Annotated in this window: 18 protein-coding genes; 3 read left to right on the forward strand and 15 right to left on the reverse strand. The window is 60.0% G+C overall.

Annotated features, from left to right (window positions below; genetic code table 11):
* Position 1 precedes the first annotated feature (1 nt).
* A complete protein-coding gene (locus SynTAK9802_RS11480; protein WP_186496352.1) occupies positions 2-1,075 on the reverse strand; it encodes an aminotransferase class I/II-fold pyridoxal phosphate-dependent enzyme in 1,074 nt (357 codons plus the stop codon).
* Positions 1,076-1,125: 50 nt separating this feature from the next.
* Between SynTAK9802_RS11480 and SynTAK9802_RS11485 the strand changes: the two genes are divergently transcribed.
* Positions 1,126-1,920, forward strand: a complete 795-nt coding sequence (locus tag SynTAK9802_RS11485; protein ID WP_186496353.1) for a pentapeptide repeat-containing protein — start codon at positions 1,126-1,128, stop codon at positions 1,918-1,920.
* Between the two features lie 10 nt (positions 1,921-1,930).
* On the opposite strand, the gene SynTAK9802_RS11490 is transcribed toward SynTAK9802_RS11485, so the two are convergent.
* From SynTAK9802_RS11490 to rnhA, 6 genes are all read right to left on the reverse strand, one after another.
* On the reverse strand, positions 1,931-4,108 hold the full coding sequence (locus SynTAK9802_RS11490) for a type II secretion system protein GspD (RefSeq protein WP_255487763.1): 2,178 nt from the start codon (positions 4,106-4,108) through the stop codon (positions 1,931-1,933).
* A 91-nt stretch (positions 4,109-4,199) separates the two neighbouring features.
* Positions 4,200-4,682: a hypothetical protein gene (locus SynTAK9802_RS11495; protein ID WP_186496354.1), complete on the reverse strand. Its 483-nt coding sequence runs from the start codon at positions 4,680-4,682 to the stop codon at positions 4,200-4,202.
* Between the two features lie 230 nt (positions 4,683-4,912).
* The gene (locus tag SynTAK9802_RS12725) at positions 4,913-5,593 is read right to left on the reverse strand and encodes a PilN domain-containing protein (RefSeq protein WP_186496355.1); all 681 of its coding nucleotides are present in this window, start codon (positions 5,591-5,593) and stop codon (positions 4,913-4,915) included.
* Positions 5,590-6,483, reverse strand: coding sequence for a hypothetical protein (locus SynTAK9802_RS11505; protein WP_186496357.1), 894 nt, complete (start codon positions 6,481-6,483; stop codon positions 5,590-5,592). Before SynTAK9802_RS11505 ends, SynTAK9802_RS12725 begins: the two co-directional genes overlap by 4 nt.
* Before the next feature lie 155 nt (positions 6,484-6,638).
* Positions 6,639-7,820 (reverse strand): quinone-dependent dihydroorotate dehydrogenase, encoded by a 1,182-nt coding sequence (locus SynTAK9802_RS11510; RefSeq protein ID WP_114987666.1) that lies wholly within the window; start codon positions 7,818-7,820, stop codon positions 6,639-6,641.
* An 8-nt stretch (positions 7,821-7,828) separates the two neighbouring features.
* Positions 7,829-8,587 (reverse strand): ribonuclease HI, encoded by a 759-nt coding sequence (gene rnhA, locus SynTAK9802_RS11515; RefSeq protein WP_186496359.1) that lies wholly within the window; start codon positions 8,585-8,587, stop codon positions 7,829-7,831.
* A 51-nt stretch (positions 8,588-8,638) separates the two neighbouring features.
* On the opposite strand from rnhA, the gene SynTAK9802_RS11520 reads away from it, so the two are divergent.
* Positions 8,639-9,382, forward strand: a complete 744-nt coding sequence (locus SynTAK9802_RS11520; protein ID WP_186496361.1) for a DUF3747 domain-containing protein — start codon at positions 8,639-8,641, stop codon at positions 9,380-9,382.
* A 269-nt stretch (positions 9,383-9,651) separates the two neighbouring features.
* Here the strand turns inward: SynTAK9802_RS11520 and rplL are convergent, their stop codons facing one another.
* The 8 genes from rplL to gloA all read right to left on the reverse strand — a co-directional run bounded on the left by rplL (position 9,652) and on the right by gloA (position 16,363).
* A complete protein-coding gene (gene rplL / locus SynTAK9802_RS11525) occupies positions 9,652-10,041 on the reverse strand; it encodes a 50S ribosomal protein L7/L12 (RefSeq protein WP_114987674.1) in 390 nt (129 codons plus the stop codon).
* A 54-nt stretch (positions 10,042-10,095) separates the two neighbouring features.
* Positions 10,096-10,623: a 50S ribosomal protein L10 gene (gene rplJ, locus SynTAK9802_RS11530; RefSeq protein WP_006851480.1), complete on the reverse strand. Its 528-nt coding sequence runs from the start codon at positions 10,621-10,623 to the stop codon at positions 10,096-10,098.
* A 238-nt stretch (positions 10,624-10,861) separates the two neighbouring features.
* The gene (gene rplA, locus SynTAK9802_RS11535; RefSeq protein WP_038552494.1) at positions 10,862-11,569 is read right to left on the reverse strand and encodes a 50S ribosomal protein L1; all 708 of its coding nucleotides are present in this window, start codon (positions 11,567-11,569) and stop codon (positions 10,862-10,864) included.
* Between the two features lie 71 nt (positions 11,570-11,640).
* Positions 11,641-12,066, reverse strand: a complete 426-nt coding sequence (gene rplK, locus SynTAK9802_RS11540; protein WP_006851160.1) for a 50S ribosomal protein L11 — start codon at positions 12,064-12,066, stop codon at positions 11,641-11,643.
* 109 nt (positions 12,067-12,175) lie between these two features.
* Entirely contained in the window at positions 12,176-12,844 is a 669-nt protein-coding gene (gene nusG, locus SynTAK9802_RS11545) for a transcription termination/antitermination protein NusG (RefSeq protein ID WP_114987676.1), read from the reverse strand.
* A 21-nt stretch (positions 12,845-12,865) separates the two neighbouring features.
* Positions 12,866-13,108 (reverse strand): preprotein translocase subunit SecE, encoded by a 243-nt coding sequence (secE, locus tag SynTAK9802_RS11550; RefSeq protein WP_006850159.1) that lies wholly within the window; start codon positions 13,106-13,108, stop codon positions 12,866-12,868.
* A gap of 70 nt (positions 13,109-13,178) precedes the next feature.
* Complete coding sequence (locus SynTAK9802_RS11555; RefSeq protein ID WP_186496363.1) at positions 13,179-15,956, reverse strand: AAA family ATPase; 2,778 nt, start codon at positions 15,954-15,956, stop codon at positions 13,179-13,181.
* Positions 15,957-15,964: 8 nt separating this feature from the next.
* Positions 15,965-16,363, reverse strand: coding sequence for a lactoylglutathione lyase (gene gloA, locus SynTAK9802_RS11560; protein ID WP_006851276.1), 399 nt, complete (start codon positions 16,361-16,363; stop codon positions 15,965-15,967).
* Between the two features lie 112 nt (positions 16,364-16,475).
* On the opposite strand from gloA, the gene eno reads away from it, so the two are divergent.
* Complete coding sequence (gene eno, locus SynTAK9802_RS11565; protein ID WP_186496365.1) at positions 16,476-17,768, forward strand: phosphopyruvate hydratase; 1,293 nt, start codon at positions 16,476-16,478, stop codon at positions 17,766-17,768.
* Positions 17,769-17,773 lie beyond the last annotated feature (5 nt).

Genomic DNA, 17,773 nt, shown 5'->3' on the forward strand with positions numbered 1-17,773 from the left:
ATCAAGCCAGAGGACTGCGCTTCAACTCCTCACGCAACGCCCGGATGATGCGGCGGTTATCGCGCCGTGATTGCAAGCCGATCCGCAGCCAGTTGTCCCCCAACCCCTCAAAGGAGCGGCAATCACGCAGCAGGATGCGATACCGCTGCTCCAATGCTTCCCGCAGCGGCAGTAATGAACTATTTGCTCGAACCAGTAGGTAATTCACAGCTGTTGGCATGGGGGTGATGCCCGGCAAAGCCGCAAGCTGCCGCTTCATCCAGGCTCCCTCTATTGCCGTCCAGCGCTGCACCCGCGCACACCAACGGCGATAACGCCGTGGCGATGCCAACAAACGTTCGCCAACAGCTAAAGCAAGACCGTTGACGGGCCAGGGATCACGCCAATCCACCCAACGCTGCAACCTCTGAGGCTTTGCAACGGCGTAGCCCAGACGCAATCCGGCGATTCCATAAAGCTTGGTGAGGCTGCGGATCACCACCAAATTGGAATGCTCGGCCACCAAGGGAATCAGCGACTGCTGCTCGCCGTTGGGCACCAAAGGGAGGAAGGCTTCATCGCAGATCACGAGCGCATGGTTTGCCACAAGCTGCTCCAAGGACGCGCGACTCCAAAGCTGTCCCGTGGGGTTGTGGGGATTACAGATCCAGGCCACCGGCGCCTGCAAAGGAGGATGCGCCGTAGGGCCTGCATGGCTCCAATTCGAGAGTAAGGGGGTATCAATCCAGGAGGCACCCCAGCACTGCAAAGCCCGCCGATAGTCCGAGAACCCAGGTACGAGAAAGGCACTGCCCCCCGCAGCAGCAGCATCGCGGGCCGCCCAGGTGAACAACTCGGCCGCCCCGTTTCCGGGCAGCACAGCGTAAGGATCAAGGCCATGGAGCCCAGCGATGGCCTGGCGCAGCGATGCCTGCCCCCTATCGGGATAGTCGCGGAGTGCGGTCAGGGGAATGCGTGAGCAGCGCGGGCTCCAGGGAGCCAAGGAGGCACTGGCATCCAGCAACTGGGAAGGCCTGCAGTTCAACCTTGCGGCGACCGCTTCTCGGTTGCCTCCATGGCGCAGGTCGACGCCCATCCCGACTCCCGATACAACGCATACACATCTCCAGCGTGGCCCACTGCCGGATGCAAGCACGAGTGCTTCTGTTAACACTGCTGATCACAACGCCACTTACGGCACAAGCGGACGATCTGGTTGTGTTACTGCAGCAACGGAATTGCCCGGACTGTCGTCTGGCGGATGTGGATCTGGCGCACGCCGACCTGCGGTATGCGGATCTTCAGCGAGCCCAACTGCAAGGAGCAAATCTCGGACAGGCGCGCCTCGATGGAGCCAATTTCAAAGGAGCTGATCTCAGCTTCACCAGCTTGAGGGGGGCCTCATTACGCGGAGCGGACTTCACAGGTAGCCGTCTTTATGGAACTGATCTGAGAGAGGCTGATCTCAGCGGAGCCCTCTTCAACCCCAAAGCCCTTGAAGAGGCCCACTGGCAAGGAGTGACAGGAGTTGCAGTCGGCTCGCGGAGCAATGCGAGGCTTCATAACGCCGGGGTGAAAGCCTTCCAAGCCTCTCGTTGGGCGGAAGCGGAACGACTGTTCACAGATGCCATCCGGAGCGATCCGAATGAACCGCTCAGTTGGGTAGCAAGAGGCATCAGCCGAAGCGAACAGGCCAAAGACGACCTTGCCGCGGCTGATTTCAGTTATGCGGCGGCCTTATACCAATCACTAGGGGCTGAAGGATGGGCAACTCAACTAACGGCTGCAGCAGAGTTGCTTCGCAATCGCCGGTTTAAAGCCTACACAGTTAGGGAAGGCAAAGGTATTGGTGGTCAACTGCTTCAAGGCGGAATGAGTACATTGAGAATGCTAATTCTTATCGGAGCGAAGGCCCTAACTCCTGTAGGGATGGGGCTATAGACACTGCCTATCAGGAACCGCCCATGACCTGTCGCGCAGCAGGAATGCTTGGGCTGTAGCCATAACCATAGTTATCACCTAAAGCGTCATCAATGATGCGTGGAGTGACCAAAATGACGAGTTCACGCTTCTCTTTGCTATTGGAAGATTGCCTAAAAAACTGCCCAATCAAAGGAATATCCCCAAGAATTGGCCACTTCCGAACAGCCTCAGTATCAACATCGGAAATAACACCAGTCAGGACAAGTGTCTGCCCATCCCTGACGCGCAAGCTTCCAGTATCAAGCCTACGAACGCTTAAAACACTTCTAGTTCCACAGCCTTGGATCAATTCAGTACCAGTAACAGCGGAAATTGAAGGCGACAAAGAGAAAGTCACGAATCCATTATCATCAATTTTTGAAACCCTCGCACCGAACGTCAGACCTGCTGTCGACTCTTCAGGCTGACAACTATTAGGAGCTCCATTTTGCCCAGGGGTGACTTCGTAATTGGTAGTCACTTGCGTCCCGACGGCAATAAAGCCTTCATTAGCGTAGGGCCTGCCAATTGAGGACTTACTAAATGCATCCACTGAATTCATCACAGCCACTTCTAGACCACGCAGCTTTCCAGGGTTTTCGCCAAGAATCAATGTCGGAGAAGCAAGCGTTTTAGTATTGCTAGACACGATTAAAGCACGAAAAATATCATAAAATGTATTAGCTTCGTAGAGCGTCCCGGGATTGATTGGGACTGGATCAAGTGGCGGACTAGCAGTTAAATTGTCACTACTATATTGATTTTTACCGCTGGATGCACCTCCAGCGATAGTATCAAAAGAGCCGTTATTTGGAGGCAGTAATGCACCAAACGCGCCCACAAGCTCTCCGCGATCACTCACAATGAAATTATTGCCATAGCGAAAAGCAAAGCTATTATCGACTACACCACCATTAGCCAAGTTCACATCCAATATTTTTACAGATAATGCAACCTGCCTTTGCCTTAAATCTAGCTGACGCAAATATTTCTCGGCTATAGCGATAAGACTAGAATCACCTATCAAAGTCACTGTTTGCAGTCTTGAGTCGGTTGTCACAAAAAGGCCTTTGAGCGGGCCAACTGATGCGCCATAAGCTTCAACCTTTACAGAATCACCTTTTGTTTCAGTGGTAGTTTTAGAGGAAGCCCCGTCGAAACCCGTCTCACTACTAGAAGTAACACTACTCGTTGCAATCCTATTTACCTCAGCTCCCAACCCTCCTAAATAATTGGCCGCAGAAAAAGCAGACGACTGATTCAATCTATATACCTTCGAAACTTTGGGGCCAAACGTCTTATCAAGTATATTTGGCCCAACCATCAAGGTCTGTCCATCAAGTTTTGCCTGCAAACCTGATGCAAGCAAAATTGCATTTAAAACTCTGTCATAAGACTCATTTTTGAATGACATCGTTATCAGACGGCTAGGTCCCGGAGACTCCTTTTTTTCTCCCAATGTAATTTTGGTTAGCGCATTGGCATCTCCGCCATCCCCCATGTACACCAACCCATATCCCCCCAAACGAGTCAGAGACATCAAGGCAGATTTAGCGGGACTGTCGTTCAAAACGAGCGTCACGGGCGGTCCGCTCAAGTTCACATAACTACGGTTCTGAAGAATCATTGTTCCAACAGCCATGTCGCCAAGGGGCGGTGCAACTGCACGTGGACGCATGGGTGGAACCACTTTTGGTTGAGCAAGGCGGCCTGGCCGCCTCAAGTCAAGCTTGCCGCTCGGCAAAGCCGTCGTTTGCACCGACAAACCCTCGAGAGACACGATCAGGCTGGTGCCGTCCATTCGAATCTGTGGCTCTGGCAGCGCCATCCCCTGCGTCGCCTTCACGACCAGCTCCAATCCGCCTTTGGCACTGGCGCTCAGGCGAATTGATTCGAGTCCAACTGCCGGAAGCTCGACTTGTTGAGATCTACGGAGCGAAAGCGGACCTGCTGCTCGCAATTGACCAATCCACTGGGATGGTGAACTGCGCTGACTCACCACCCGGGCGTCAGTCGACAAACCTTCAATGACAACATCCACACGCTCGCCCGAACGGCGCAATTTCAACTGAAGAAGCGATTGCGCTACAACTTGCGGTGACGCGACAATGCTTAAAAGCCCGTCGGTGGGGGTAGTCAAACCAAGAGCCATAGCAAATGGCAGCAAGCGTCGAATCAACAAACTCTTCACGCTCCCCGTCAACTTCTCAAGTTCCTAAGCGGATGGTATCGACCGTTATCGGCATGCACCAGACTCGTTAATCTGATGACTTGGAGCCATGAACGCGAGAGTTCGTCGCAGGGGCCAAGTCATAGAAACTCAGCTTTGAGTTGAGCTGCGTTCGAGCTGACGCTGAATGAGCAAAATCAGCGTCCTTGTCCTCAAACACAGCCTTGAGCTCAAGTTCGCTGCTTTCAACCAGTAATTCCAGAGCTTCCATACGTTGCAAAAAGGCTTGCAAACCGCCAAACGGACCGCTCACCTCAAGGGCAACAGATGACTTGCGATAGCCAAGTTGTTGCAATGGATCTTCCAGCGCTTCAGCCTTCTGCTGCGACTTGGATCGGTTGGTTTTCCGCCTCGATTGACTCTGGGTGGGTGGTGGGCTTTGGAGCGGTTCATAGCGCCGCAGCTGCACACCCGAAGCCACAGCCTGCTGATTCAACAACGCCAGAAAGGTCTGAACCTTGTCACGCCCTGCCAGCAAGTTCAGCAATAAAGCCTGCTTCTCTTCAGCCATCCGCAGCTCCGTCTCCGCCTGGTTGAGCTGGCGTTCCAAAGCAGGAGCGCTGCGCTGAAGACTGAGCAAGGTGTCCCGCCTCTCTTCCAAACCCTGCACCGTTTGAAGGAGTGGCCTCACCCCCACAGTCATCAAGCCAAAACTCACCAGAGCACCAAGCCCCAGAGGCAAACCCACCAACAAGCGTCCCCGTGTGAGCCATGGCTGTCGTGATGTCGTCGACAGGTTGGTCATGGCAACACCCCCTTGACTTGCAGCAACTCCAGGCGCCGAACCAAGCCCTCCGCACCAAGGCCACGCAAGTAGTCCGGGGTGGGTTTCGTGGCTGAATCGAGCTTGGCCTCGAGAGTGAAGGCAATCAGACCCTGCTGCTCGGCAACCGCTTTCACCACAGTTGTTCCATCAAGTTGCAGGTCTGGCAGTGCTTCCAGGTTGAGATCCAAGGCGTTGATCCGCTCGAAGGCATTTGTTCCTTGGGATTCCCCCTTGATCAGCAGCTTGGAGGGGTTGGCGTCAACTGACACAAGGCGCACACCCTGAGGCGTGACCCGTCGTAATTGCTCCAACAACGCCGACCCCGAGCGCACCGCCACCAACTGTTCGGCGATGGATTGCGTCTGCTGATCCAAGGTGGAGCGGCGCGACCTCATGGCACGCACCCGAGCTTTGGCATCACCAACACGCTTCTCCACAGGATCGAGTGCATCGATCTCGGCCTGCACCAGCTGCTGGCGATGCTGAAGCCCCAACAGAGTGAGCAAGGTCAACATCACCAACGCCACCCCAGCGATCCCGCCCTTCAAGACGAGAGAGAACAACGGCGGAACCGGTGCCGGCTCCAGCGGCAAGCCAAGTTCGAGCCGGCGTTGCTGCAACAAATCCGGCTTGGGCCAGTCCTGACGCGACGTCATCGCTCCTCCTGGTGCAACGCCAACAACGCCAACTGCTGCAGAGGGGACAGCACACCGGTCACATCTCGGGCGGCGGCCTGATCCGAAGGTTCAGCCCAAACGGGCAAGGGTTGATTCAGGCAGCACTCCCCTGCCGCCCCATCCACCACCGGCATCCAATCGTCAACCTGTTCGCTCGGCACCGACAACCACCATCCCAGTGCCGATGGCGAGTCGACCAAAGCCTGCAAGGCAGCAACACAGGCCCGAATCTCCCGCTGGCAGGCCAGAGGGTCGAGGGCGTCAAGTGCATGGTCAACCTCAGGAACCCCCTTGCGGAACAACAGCAAACGCAGGCTCTTCTCCTCCACCACCAGCCAGGCCAGATCGCCATCCCACGTCTGCGTGAGCTGATGCAAGGCCCGCTGGGCAGCAGTCAGCAGCCAATCAACGCGCCGCAGCGGCAGATCGGCCAGTTCAGCAACCTCGCTCCAGGCCTGAATCAACGACCGGGGCACACCCACCACCGCCAAGGCCTCCTGCACCGGCGACGACGTGACGCAGCTCTCGGCAAGATCAAAGGGCAGGTCGAGAGACTGCAACGCATGGGGCAAAAGACCAGGCAAACCATCAGCCCCATAGCCGTCAACCACGCACCATGAAGCAACTTGTAGAGGCAGGCAAAGAACAAGTTCAGCTCCCGGACAATCGCAGTCAAAGATCAAATCAGCGATCAACTCACCAACGACTTCCCGTTGCAGCGGCACACCATCACTGCACACGCCTTCGGGCCAACCAACAACGCGTTGCTGCCAACGACCCCTCTGTTCCCAACAACACACCAAGCTCGTGTTGTTCACCAGCATCAACACCGGCTTGAGATCAACCAGCCGCCGCCAAGCCAAACTCAATGCTGTGAGTTGAGGCAGCTCACCAAGAGCAGGCAGTGGCACACAACGCTTCCCACTGCCTTCATGCTATCGACGATGACTGGTTTGAATCACTCCCTCTCAGAGACATTTAAGGGCGCAACATCGAGCAGTTGAGCTGTCTTTAAGCAACAGGTTCAGTCCTGCCAGGGCAAACCGCTGCCGGATGCTTCCGCGATGGTGCGCAGACCATGGCGGTCCAACTGCAGCAGAAGACCATCCAAAATCCGCGGCACCAGATCCGGCCCCTGAAAAATCCAGCCGGTGTAGAGCTGCACCAAAGAAGCCCCTGCGGTGATGCGCTCCCAAGCCACTTGGGCCGAATCAATCCCGCCCACACCGATCAACGGCAGCGCCGGGCCAGCACTGGCCCGCAAGCGGCGGATCACCTCCTGGGCCCGCTGACGCAGGGGGGCACCGCTGAGACCACCGGCCTCCTCCGCCAGAGTGCGCCCGGTCTGCGGCAACCGCCGTTGCTCCAGGCCCAGCCGATTGAGACTGGTGTTGACCGCGATCACCCCAGCCAGACCCTCCTCAAAGGCCAATCGGGCCACCGCATCAATCGATTCATCGTCCAGATCCGGCGCGATCTTCACCAACAAAGGGGGGCAGGCCGGCAGCCGGCGCAGCCGCTCCACCAACCGCCGCAACTGGGCTGTGTCCTGCAGATCCCGCAATCCGGGGGTGTTGGGGGAGCTGACGTTGATCACCGCGTAGTCCGCCAAAGGCGACAACAACTCCAGGGACGCCGCGTAGTCGTCCGGTGCCTGCTCCAAGGCAGTGATCTTGGATTTGCCCACATTGATCCCCAGCACCGCCGGCCGCCGGCCGGGCGGATCCAGACGTTGACGCTCCAGCGTTTTCAACAGTGCCTTGGCGCCATCGTTGTTGAATCCCATCCGGTTCAACGCGGCCTGCTCCTCCGCTAACCGGAACAGGCGTGGTTTGGGGTTGCCCGGCTGGCCATGCCAGGTGACCGTGCCCACTTCGGCGAAGCCAAAGCCAAAGCAATCCCAGATCCCAGCCGCCACACCGTTCTTGTCAAACCCCGCCGCCAAACCCACCGGGTTGGGGAAGCGGCAGCCAAACAGCACTTGTTCCAGGCGCAGATCACGCCGTTGCAGATCCGCCGCAACGCCATCCAGCACCGTGGACACCCCGGGCCAGCGGCGCCGCAGGCTGGCTTGACCCAGCGCCGTAAGCGCAGTGCGCGACAGCTGTTCAGCATCCAGACCGTCGTCCCGCGCCAACACCGGGCCAAGCCAACGCTGATAAAAGGCACCGCTGCTGAGCGGTCCGGCCGAAGAGGACGGCGACATGCTCTGGCTCAGGACTGTTCTGATCCTGCCTCGCGACGTTGCAGGGTCCAACGCCCTTCCGCCTGGGGCTCGACCATCCAATCCCTCCAGATCCATCTCTCAGACTTGGTTTCCAGCTGTTTGAGCGGCTTTTCCACCAGCTGCGCCAGCTCCAGCAACGAGAGGCTGAAGCCACCCTGCGCCAGACGGTCCGCCAGCTCCAACCGGGACAACAGCTGCAGCAGAGGCTTGGGGGCAACCTCAGATGGTGCTTCTGGCGCGGACTCGGCGGAAGACAGCTCCGATGATCCCTGCTTCAGAACCAGGGCCGGCTGGGCGTTATGGGAAAACGCCACGGCGATGCGATCGACCCGTTCATTGTCTGGATCACCGCTGTGGCCTTTGACGTAGCGCAGGGGGACATCGTCCAGACGAGCGGCATCCAAGGCCTTCCAGAGGTCCTGGTTGAGCACGGGCTTGCCCGCAGCCGTTTTCCAGCCTTTGCGCTTCCAGCCTTTGATCCAGGAGCCCAGCCCATCAATCAGATATTTGCTGTCGGTGCGCAGGGTGAGATCCGGATGACGGGGCAGCTGCTCAAGCCGTTGCAGCACCTTTAACGCCGCCTGCAATTCCATGCGGTTGTTGGTGGTGTCGGGTGCATGGCCACCGAATTCCTCAACGCTGCCGTCTTCGAAACGCAACAACGCGCCCCAACCTCCCGGACCTGGATTACCGCTGCAGGCACCATCCGTCGCTGCAGCCACGACCCGTCCCCGTCCTTCCGCCATTGATCGGTCCCAACACTGTTCGGTACAACACGGTTTCTGGCGTCACCGTGGATGAGCCGAACCTACCTGCGGGCGGCTGGTCTGACTGCCGTGGGGTTCCTGGCCGCCGGTCTGTCGCAGGAGAGCAAAGCACGGGCCTTGTTTGACAGCGCTCCTGTACCGCAGGAGCGCTTCGCTGTGCTGGCCCAACCCATCGGCAGAACCCAGTGGAAACTGATGGTGCTGGAACAGATCAAGGCCCAACCGCGTTGCTGGAGGGCACGCCAGGACGGACTGGTGGAGCCCAGCCTGAATCGCTTCAACTTCAGCGGCATCTGCAAGCGCTACCTGGACAGCAATGGCTACTCGCTGCGCAGCGGTGGCCAAGACTTCGGAACGCGCTTTCGCTTCCGGCTCAAGCCATCCGGCACATCGCTGAGGCTCGAAGCCCTCGACCCCCAGCAACGGGCACCACTTCTGGTGGGTCAGACCGCGATACCAGCTCGCCGCGATCCCAACGGGTTTGTAGCTCTGCAGCTGGAGCCGGGCTGGGCCTTGGAACGCCGGGTTTATCAGGGTCGGCAGCTGAACCACCTGTACTTCGCGCATCAAGCCCCGGTGAACCGGCTGCTTGCGCTGGCCAGCAGCCGCGGCCAGCGTTCAGGCTTTCAGCGGTTTGGGGCGCCGATGCCGCCGATCGCACCACCGCCGTTGCCAACAGCACGAGCAACACGGCGGCGAACCACACAACGACGCACCACACGCCTGGCCAGCAATGCCCCGATCCGACTGCAGGTGATTCCCTATCGCCGCTGAGGAGCAATCGTCACAGTGCCAGTTGAAAGGGCGGCCAGACAGGGGCTGACAATAGATTCCCCACCCTTAATTTAAATTTGTGTGAGGAGTGCAGAACGCCTCTTCAGGGTCGAAACAAGGACAGACTCCTGAACGTGTTCCTCTCAATAAAGGCCCCGCCTTTGGCGGGGCTTTTTTGTTGACCAAAGAAAACCACAAAAAAAAGGCCCTCGAAAGGACCGGTTACTGAACAACACAGGGGGAGAGGGGCAAGCCCTCTCCCAAGGCGATCACTTGAGGGTGACCTTGCCGCCTGCTTCTTCGATGGCCTTCTTGGCAGCCTCGGCGTCTTCCTTGGAGACACCTTCCTTGACGGCCTTAGGAGCAGCCTCGACCAGAGCCTTGGCGTCGCCCAGACCCAGACCGGTGGCCTCACGGACGGCCTTGAGGACCTTGATCTTGGCGGAGGCGTCGAAGCCTTCGAGGATCACGTCGAATTCGGTCTTCTCTTCAGCGGCATCGCCACCGCCACCAGCAGCGCCAGGGGCAGCCATCACAACACCAGCAGATGCTGCGGCGGACACACCGAAGGCCTCTTCGATCTGCTTGACCAGCTCGGAAGCTTCAAGCAGGGAGAGGGATTTCAGCGATTCGAGAATTTCGTCGGTTTTTGCAGACATGGTTTTGAAAGGGGAAGCAACAGATCAATGAACAGTGGTATCGGCAGGGCCGAATCAGCCTTCGCCGCCTTCGGCGTGCTGCTTGAGTGCCCTGGCCATACCAGAGGGAACCTCGTTGATGCCCACAGCGACCTTCGTGGCCACGGCGTTGATGGCACCGGCGATCTGAGCCATGAGCTGCTCCTTGGAGGGGAGATCGGCAATGGCTTTGATCTCGTCCTGAGACAGGAGCTTGCCTTCGAAAAGGCCGCCCTTGGTCTCGGACTTCTTGAGTTCCTTCTGGAAGGTCTGAACGGCCTTCACACCGGCACCAACATCGCCCTTCACCAGGACAAAGGCGTTGGTTCCGGTCAGCAGGGAATCGAGGCTGGCCCAGTTGCTGTCACCATCAATGGCACGGCGCATCAAGGTGTTTTTGGTCACCTTGCAAACGCTGTCGCTGGCCCGCAGACGATCCCGCAGGTCAGACATTTCCTTGATGGACAGGCCCTTGAAATCAAGGACAAGTGCCAGTTCGGCGTCGGCGAGAAGCTCTTTGAGCTCTCCGACGATCTGCTGCTTGTTCTCCAGCGTGCGGCCCATAGGGATTGGATCGGATCAAAGGAACAAGCTGGGCACACGGCCGATCGAGTCTTCGAAAGGAAGACGAGGCCGCGTGCCGATCCAATCCCGAATGGGACAAAACCGTGTCGCGTCTGCCTCGGCAGGGATTACATCAACGGGAATGACTGACGTCATGCCCAGGGACTTCCTGCTGTCTCTGGCCGGGCGCGTGCCCGATTTGGCTTTCGCCAATCGCTAAGTGTAGAGGAGAGCCTGATCAGCTCCCCTGCTCGATGTCCTGCAACGCAGAGAAATCGACTTCAACGGAAGGGCCCATGGTGGAGGTCACATACAGGGACTTCCAGTAGCGGCCTTTGGCACCGCTGGGCTTGTTGCGGTCGATGGTTTCCTGCAGGGTCTTGAGATTCTGCAGCAGCGCATCGGCACTGAAGCTGGCCTTGCCGAAACGGACGTGGACGATGCCGGTGCGGTCGGCACGGAATTCCAGTTTGCCGGCCTTGAATTCCTTGATCGCGGCCTCGAGGTCCGTGGTGACGGTGCCGGCCTTGGGGTTGGGCATCAGGCCACGGGGGCCGAGAACCCGACCCAACTTGGCCACCTTGGGCATCATGTCGGGGGTGGCAATCAACAGGTCGAAATCCATTTCGCCCTTGCTGATGCTTTCCACCAGGTCTTCTTCACCGGCGAGTTCGGCACCGGCGGCTTTGGCTTCAGCCACCTTCTCACCGCGGGTCACCACGGCGATGCGCACGGTCTGACCGGTGCCGTTGGGCAGAGCCACGGTGGTGCGCAGCTGCTGGTCGGTGTACTTCGGATCGATGCCGAGGCGCACATGGGCCTCCATCGTCTCGTCGAATTTCGCATTGGCGTTGTCCTTGACCAGGGCAATCGCCTCGAGGGGTGCGTAGGCACGGTCCTCGATCTTGCCGGCCAGGCTGGCCAGGCGCTTGGAGATTTTGGGCATGTTCAGAGTTGGGGTTCAGACGACATCAGGGATGCCTCCCCCGTATGGGTTGGAGAAGCGATGCAGCGACGTCAGTCGCTGATGGAAACGCCCATGTTGCGGGCGGTGCCTTCGATGATCCGCATGGCGGACTCAACGCTGGTGCAGTTGAGGTCGGGGAGCTTGGTCTTGGCGATCTCCTCGAGCTGAGCTCGACTGATCGATCCAACACTGCCCTTGGCGGACTCACCGGATCCCTTTTGGATCTTTGCGGCCTTGGTGATCAGCACCGACGCCGGAGGCGTCTTGGTGATGAAGGTGAAGCTGCGGTCTTCGAAGACCGAGATCTCCACCGGAATCACATAACCGGCTTTGTCCTGCGTCCGAGCGTTGTACTCCTTGCAGAACATCATGATGTTCACACCGTGCTGACCGAGGGCAGGGCCCACCGGCGGCGCGGGGTTGGCTTTGCCGGCGTCTAGGGCCAGCTTGATCACAGCTACGACTTTCTTGGCCATCGGCTGGGGGGTTTGGACAGCTGCGGATCACCAGACCCTCAGGTCGGGTGCGGCGGAATGGTTGCCCACTCCCAAGGCCGCCCTCCGCAGGGAGACGGCCGCCGCCAGGTCAGTTCTGTTTGCTTATCTGAGAGAACTCCAGTTCCACCGGGGTCTCGCGACCGAAGATGGAGAGCAGGGCCTTGAGCTTGTTGCGCTCGCCGGAGACCTCGATCACCTCGCCCTGGAAGTCCTTGAACGGACCAGCGGTCACCAGGATCTGATCGCCTTCGGTGAGATCCACCTTAACGACGGTCTTCTTCTCGGCAGCGCGCTTGAAGATGCGATCCACCTCAGAGCGGCTGAGGGGACGGGGCTTGATGTGACCGCGGGCCTTACCGGTGGCGCGCCGGTCTTCAGCACCGACGAAATTGATCACGTTCGGGGTGCTCCGCACCGCCATCATCGTGTCCTCGTCCAGCACCATCCGCACCAGCACATAACCGGGGAACACCTTCTCCTCTGTGGACTGACGGGTGCCGTCCTTCTTCAGCTTGACGGCAGGGGTCTGGGGAATCTCGATTTCGAGAATTCGGTTGCTCACCCCGAGGGTGACGGCCCGCTGCTCCAGAGTGGCCTTGACCTTCTTCTCGCAGCTTGAAGCCACCTGAACGGCGTACCAACGGGCGATGGCCGTGTTGGCGACAGCCGCCGCAGGCAAGGTGCCGTCTTCCCCCTCATTCGGGGCCGGCAGATCAAGCACCTCAGGGGCGTCCGGTGTGGTCAGGTCGTCGGGCACGGCGAGAAAGGTGATATCGAGTCAGCGGAACACCTGGGACGAAGCCCACCCAAAGAAGCGACTGACAGCCGCGATGGTGGCGGCCGAAAGGCTGACCATCAGGATCACAGCGATGGATTCGCTGAACAGTTGCTGGCGGCTGGGCCAGACCACGAGTTTCAGCTCATCAACCGTGTCCGCCAGAAAACCACCGGATTTGGTGGAATCGGCAGCGGCTTTTGAGCCGTCGGAAGTGGTGGTGTCCTCAGAGATGGGGCTGGTCACGGGGATGGGACCGGAGGTTGACAACGGTGCCGTTAGGCACTTCGCCAAACAAACACCTTACCGGATGCCCTCAAACCCCCACCGGATCGAACACCAGGGCATCTGTGCCGGCCTCCCCCAGCCGTACCGTCACGCCACTGGCTCCGGCAAAGCGCTCCTCAAGCAGCAGCGTGGAGAGCGGATTTTCCAGCTGGCGGCGCAGCACCCGACGCAGCGGCCGCGCCCCGTACTCCGGTTCATGGCCCTGACGGGCCATGGCCTCAGCGACAGCGTCATCCACGACCAGAGCAAGGCCCTGCTCAGCCAACAGAGCAGCGAGATCATTCAGTTGCAACTGAACAATCCGCACCAGATCGGAGACCTCCAACGGACGGAAACGAATCACCTCATCAATGCGGTTGAGGAATTCAGGCCGGAATTGGCTGGAGAGCGCTGCATCCAACTGCTGTTGCAGGGCTGACTCATCCGTGGATCCCGAGCGGGCGTGTTCAAGGATCGCCGAGCTGGCCAGATTGCTGGTCATCACGACCACGGTGTGGCGGAAATCAACGGTGCGGCCCTGGGAATCGGTGAGCCGGCCGTCATCCAGCACCTGCAGCAGCAGGTTGAACACATCGGGATGGGCCTTCTCCACTTCATCGAGAAGCAGCACCGCATAGGGCCGGCGGCGCACGGCCTCCGTGAGTTGCCCCCCTTCCTCATAACCGACGTAGCCCGGAGGAGCACCGATCAGCCGGGCCACGGCGTTCCGCTCCATGAACTCGCTCATGTCGAGGCGAACCAGCGCCTCCTCTTCATCGAATAACGACCCCGCCAGCGCCTTCGCCAGCTCGGTCTTACCGACGCCGGTCGGCCCCAGGAACAGGAAGGAACCCACCGGTCGACGGGGATCCTTCATGCCAGCCCTGGCCCGGCGGATGGCAGCAGCAACGGCGGACACCGCCTCTCCCTGACCAATCACCCGTTCGGCGAGATGGGCGTCGAGATCCAGGAGTTTGCGCCGCTCGCCCGCCAACAGCCGCTGCACGGGAATCCCGGTCCAACGGGCCACCAGATCAGCGATGTCACCAGCCTCCACCTGCTCGCGCAGCAGAGCCGTTCCAGCGGACTGGGCCTCCGCCTGGGACGCCTCCAATTCATCCCGGCGCTGCTGCACCCGATGCAGCTGGTCGTACTGGAGGCGAGCCGCTTCCTCCAGATCACCATCCCGCTCGGCCTCAGCGATGGCATGGCGCAGGTCTTCGTCCTGCTGGAGCAGCTGGCCGAGTTCCTCGAGCTGACCGCGCTCCTCCTGCCAGCGCCGCCGCAGATCATCAAGCCGCGTGGACACTTCAAGCCGGTTGCGTTGGAGCTGAATCCGCTCCGCTTCAGGCGCCTGCTCGGCGGCGAGCAGGGCCAGTTCAACGCGGCGTAGATCCGCTTCGGCCTCCTCCACCACCTGCGGCTTAGAGGTGACCTCCATTTTCAGTTGTGCCGCTGCCTCATCGATCAGATCAATGGCTTTGTCCGGAAGGCAGCGATCGCTGATGTAGCGGTCGGCAAGACGGTTGGCGGTCTGAATGGCCTCATCGGTGATGGTGACGCCGTGGTGCAGCTCATAGCGCTCCTTCAAGCCGCGCAGAATTTCGAGGCTCAACTCCAGATCCGGCTCGCGGATCACCACCTGCTGGAAGCGGCGGTTCAGTGCCGGATCCTTTTCCACCGTGAGCCGGTAATCCTCCGGCGTGGTGGCACCGATGCAGCGCAGATCGCCACGAGCAAGGGCTGGTTTCAGCAGGCTGCCGGCATCGGTGCTGCTGCGATCGCTGCCAACAACGGTGTGCAGCTCATCGATGAACAACACCACACCGGAATCGGAACCACTCACCTCCTCGAGCACCGAGCGCAGGCGTTCCTCGAACTGACCACGGAACTTGGCACCGGCGATCAAAGCCCCGAGGTCCAGCGCCACCAGCCGCAAACCCTGCAGCGACTCCGGCACTTCACCCGCCACGATCCGCTGCGCCAGCAGCTCCGCAATCGCTGTTTTGCCAACACCGGGTTCACCGATGAGCACCGGATTGTTCTTGCTCCGGCGCGACAGCACCTTGATCAGGTTACGAATTTCAGAATCACGACCGATCACCGGATCCAGGCTGCCTGCTTCCGCCTCTTCGGTGAGATCCCGTCCATAGGACTCCAGGGCCGTGGGGGGCTCCTGCAGAGGGGCCTCAGGGGCGGGCGACTGGGGGGTAACAGGGGCGGCGACAGGCTCCGGCCCGCGCACCGCGCGGGAGGAGGAGGGAACGCGCGCCACCCGTTCATGGCGTGGCGCTTCCTGCTGCACCTCCGGCTGAGCCCGCGGCATCGAGCGCTCCTGGGGTGGAACGGTCATGCCAGGAACCCGGTCTTCCATCCCCCGTTGGATCAGCTGCTCCAGGGCATCGGCCGACAAACCAAAGCCGGCAAACAGATCAGCGCCAATCCGCGGATCGGCACCAATGGCCATCAACACTTCCGGCAGATCGATGACGTCGCCATTCCAGCGCCGACGGATGGCATCAGCCGAATCGAGCAGCTGTTCCAGGTCATCACCGATGAAGAGCTCATCGCTCCGCCCAGAGGGCTGATCAGCCAGCACATCCTCCAAGCGATCCAAGAGCGCATCGATGGGGAGAGGCAAGCGCTCCACCAGGCGGCGGCAGGTGGGATCGGTGAACAGCACCTGAATCAGATGCTCCACATCCAACTGCCCATGGCGCCAGCGACGGGCAACGTCCTGACCACTGAGCAGCAGATCCCAGGCCGCGTCGCTGAAGCGATCCGGCTCATGGGTGAGGCTGCCGTTCAACGCTGGCGATGAAGTCATCCGGTTCTTCAGGCGTGGGCTTTGGAGGACATCTCGATCAATTCCACCTTGTAGCCATCCGGATCCTCAACAAAGGCGATGACGGTGGTGCCGTGCTTCATCGGACCAGGTTCCCGCACCACACGACCACCCTTGTCGGCAATGCCGGCGCAGGTGCTGTGAATGTCTTCCACCCCCAGCGCGATGTGGCCGTAGCCATCACCCAGGGTGTAGCTGTCGGTGTCCCAGTTGTGGGTGAGTTCCAAGACCGTGTGATCGCTCTCCGACCCATAGCCAACAAAGGCCAAGGTGAAGCGGCCGCTGGGGTAATCCTTTCGACGCAGAAGCTGCATGCCCAGGACCTCGGTGTAGAAGCCCAGAGACCGCTCCAGATCAGCGACCCGGAGCATGGTGTGAAGCATCCGCATGGGTGAGCGTCGTGCAGCGTGAACCTGCCGTCATTCTGGCCAGGTATGACCCGTCACAACACGAGAGAGAGGGGCGACCCATAAGATCCCCGGGTTAAGCGTCCGTCCCAACGTGATCGATTCCCTCGACCTCGTCATCGACACCATCGTGGCCCGAGAGGTGCTCGATTCCCGCGGCAACCCCACGGTTGAAGCCGAGGTTCTGCTCGAAGGAGGTGCCATGGGACGGGCCATCGTTCCCAGTGGTGCCAGCACCGGTGCCCACGAAGCCCACGAACTGCGTGACGGCGGCGACCGCTACATGGGCAAGGGCGTTGGCCAGGCCGTGAACCACATCGAAGAGCGGATCGCACCAGCCCTCTGCGGCCTTTCCGCCCTGGATCAGGCGGCTGTGGATGCCGCGATGCTGGAGCTGGACGGAAGCGACAACAAATCCAACCTGGGAGCCAACGCAATCCTGGCGGTGAGCATGGCCACCGCCCGCGCTGCTGCCAATGGGCTGGGGATTCCCCTCTACCGCTACCTCGGCGGCCCGATGGCCAACCTGCTGCCGGTGCCGTTGATGAACGTGATCAACGGTGGCGCCCATGCCGCCAACAGCCTGGACTTCCAGGAATTCATGCTGGTGCCCCACGGCGCTCCGAGCTTCCGCGAAGCCCTGCGGATGGGCACCGAGGTGTTCCACACGCTCAAGAAACTGCTCAGCGACAAGGGCATGAGCACCGCCGTGGGCGACGAAGGCGGCTTCGCGCCGGATCTGGGCAATGTGGAAGCCGGCGAAATCCTGGTGGAAGCGATCAGCAAGGCCGGCTACAAGCCCGGCGAACAGATCTCCCTGGCCCTGGACGTGGCCAGCACCGAATTCTTCGAGAACGGTCGTTATGCCTTCGATGGCGGCAGCTACACCAGCGCCGAGATGGTGGGCCAACTCGAGCAACTGGTGGAGAAATTCCCGATCGTTTCGATCGAAGACGGCCTGGCCGAAGACGACTGGGATGGCTGGAAACTGCTGACCGAGCGCCTCGGCGGCAAGGTGCAGCTGGTGGGTGACGACCTGTTCGTGACCAACACCAAGCGGCTTCAACAGGGCATCGACAGCGCCACGGCCAACTCAATCCTGATCAAGGTGAACCAGATCGGTTCGCTCACCGAAACCCTCCAGGCCATCGACCTGGCAGGCCGATCCGGTTACACCAGCGTGATCAGCCACCGCAGTGGCGAAACCGAAGACACCACCATCGCCGACCTCTCCGTCGCCACCCGCGCCGGACAGATCAAGACCGGCTCCCTCAGCCGCAGCGAGCGGGTCGCTAAGTACAACCAGCTGCTTCGCATCGAAGACGAGCTGGGCAACCAGGCCGTCTACGCCGGTGCTGTTGGCCAGGGCCCCCGCGGCAAGGCCTGATCTCA

Source organism: Synechococcus sp. TAK9802 (assembly GCF_014279535.1).
Taxonomy (GTDB): Bacteria; Cyanobacteriota; Cyanobacteriia; order PCC-6307; family Cyanobiaceae; genus Parasynechococcus.

Coding starts and splice junctions, on each gene's coding strand:
- SynTAK9802_RS11480 (WP_186496352.1), bottom strand. CDS start 1,075: ATGGGCGTCGACCTGCGCCATGGAGGCAACCGAGAAGCGGTCGCCGCA.
- SynTAK9802_RS11485 (WP_186496353.1), top strand. CDS start 1,126: ATGCAAGCACGAGTGCTTCTGTTAACACTGCTGATCACAACGCCACTT.
- SynTAK9802_RS11495 (WP_186496354.1), bottom strand. CDS start 4,682: ATGGCTGAAGAGAAGCAGGCTTTATTGCTGAACTTGCTGGCAGGGCGT.
- SynTAK9802_RS12725 (WP_186496355.1), bottom strand. CDS start 5,593: ATGACGTCGCGTCAGGACTGGCCCAAGCCGGATTTGTTGCAGCAACGC.
- SynTAK9802_RS11510 (WP_114987666.1), bottom strand. CDS start 7,820: ATGTCGCCGTCCTCTTCGGCCGGACCGCTCAGCAGCGGTGCCTTTTAT.
- rnhA (WP_186496359.1), bottom strand. CDS start 8,587: ATGGCGGAAGGACGGGGACGGGTCGTGGCTGCAGCGACGGATGGTGCC.
- SynTAK9802_RS11520 (WP_186496361.1), top strand. CDS start 8,639: ATGAGCCGAACCTACCTGCGGGCGGCTGGTCTGACTGCCGTGGGGTTC.
- rplL (WP_114987674.1), bottom strand. CDS start 10,041: ATGTCTGCAAAAACCGACGAAATTCTCGAATCGCTGAAATCCCTCTCC.
- rplJ (WP_006851480.1), bottom strand. CDS start 10,623: ATGGGCCGCACGCTGGAGAACAAGCAGCAGATCGTCGGAGAGCTCAAA.
- rplA (WP_038552494.1), bottom strand. CDS start 11,569: ATGCCCAAAATCTCCAAGCGCCTGGCCAGCCTGGCCGGCAAGATCGAG.
- rplK (WP_006851160.1), bottom strand. CDS start 12,066: ATGGCCAAGAAAGTCGTAGCTGTGATCAAGCTGGCCCTAGACGCCGGC.
- SynTAK9802_RS11555 (WP_186496363.1), bottom strand. CDS start 15,956: ATGACTTCATCGCCAGCGTTGAACGGCAGCCTCACCCATGAGCCGGAT.
- gloA (WP_006851276.1), bottom strand. CDS start 16,363: ATGCGGATGCTTCACACCATGCTCCGGGTCGCTGATCTGGAGCGGTCT.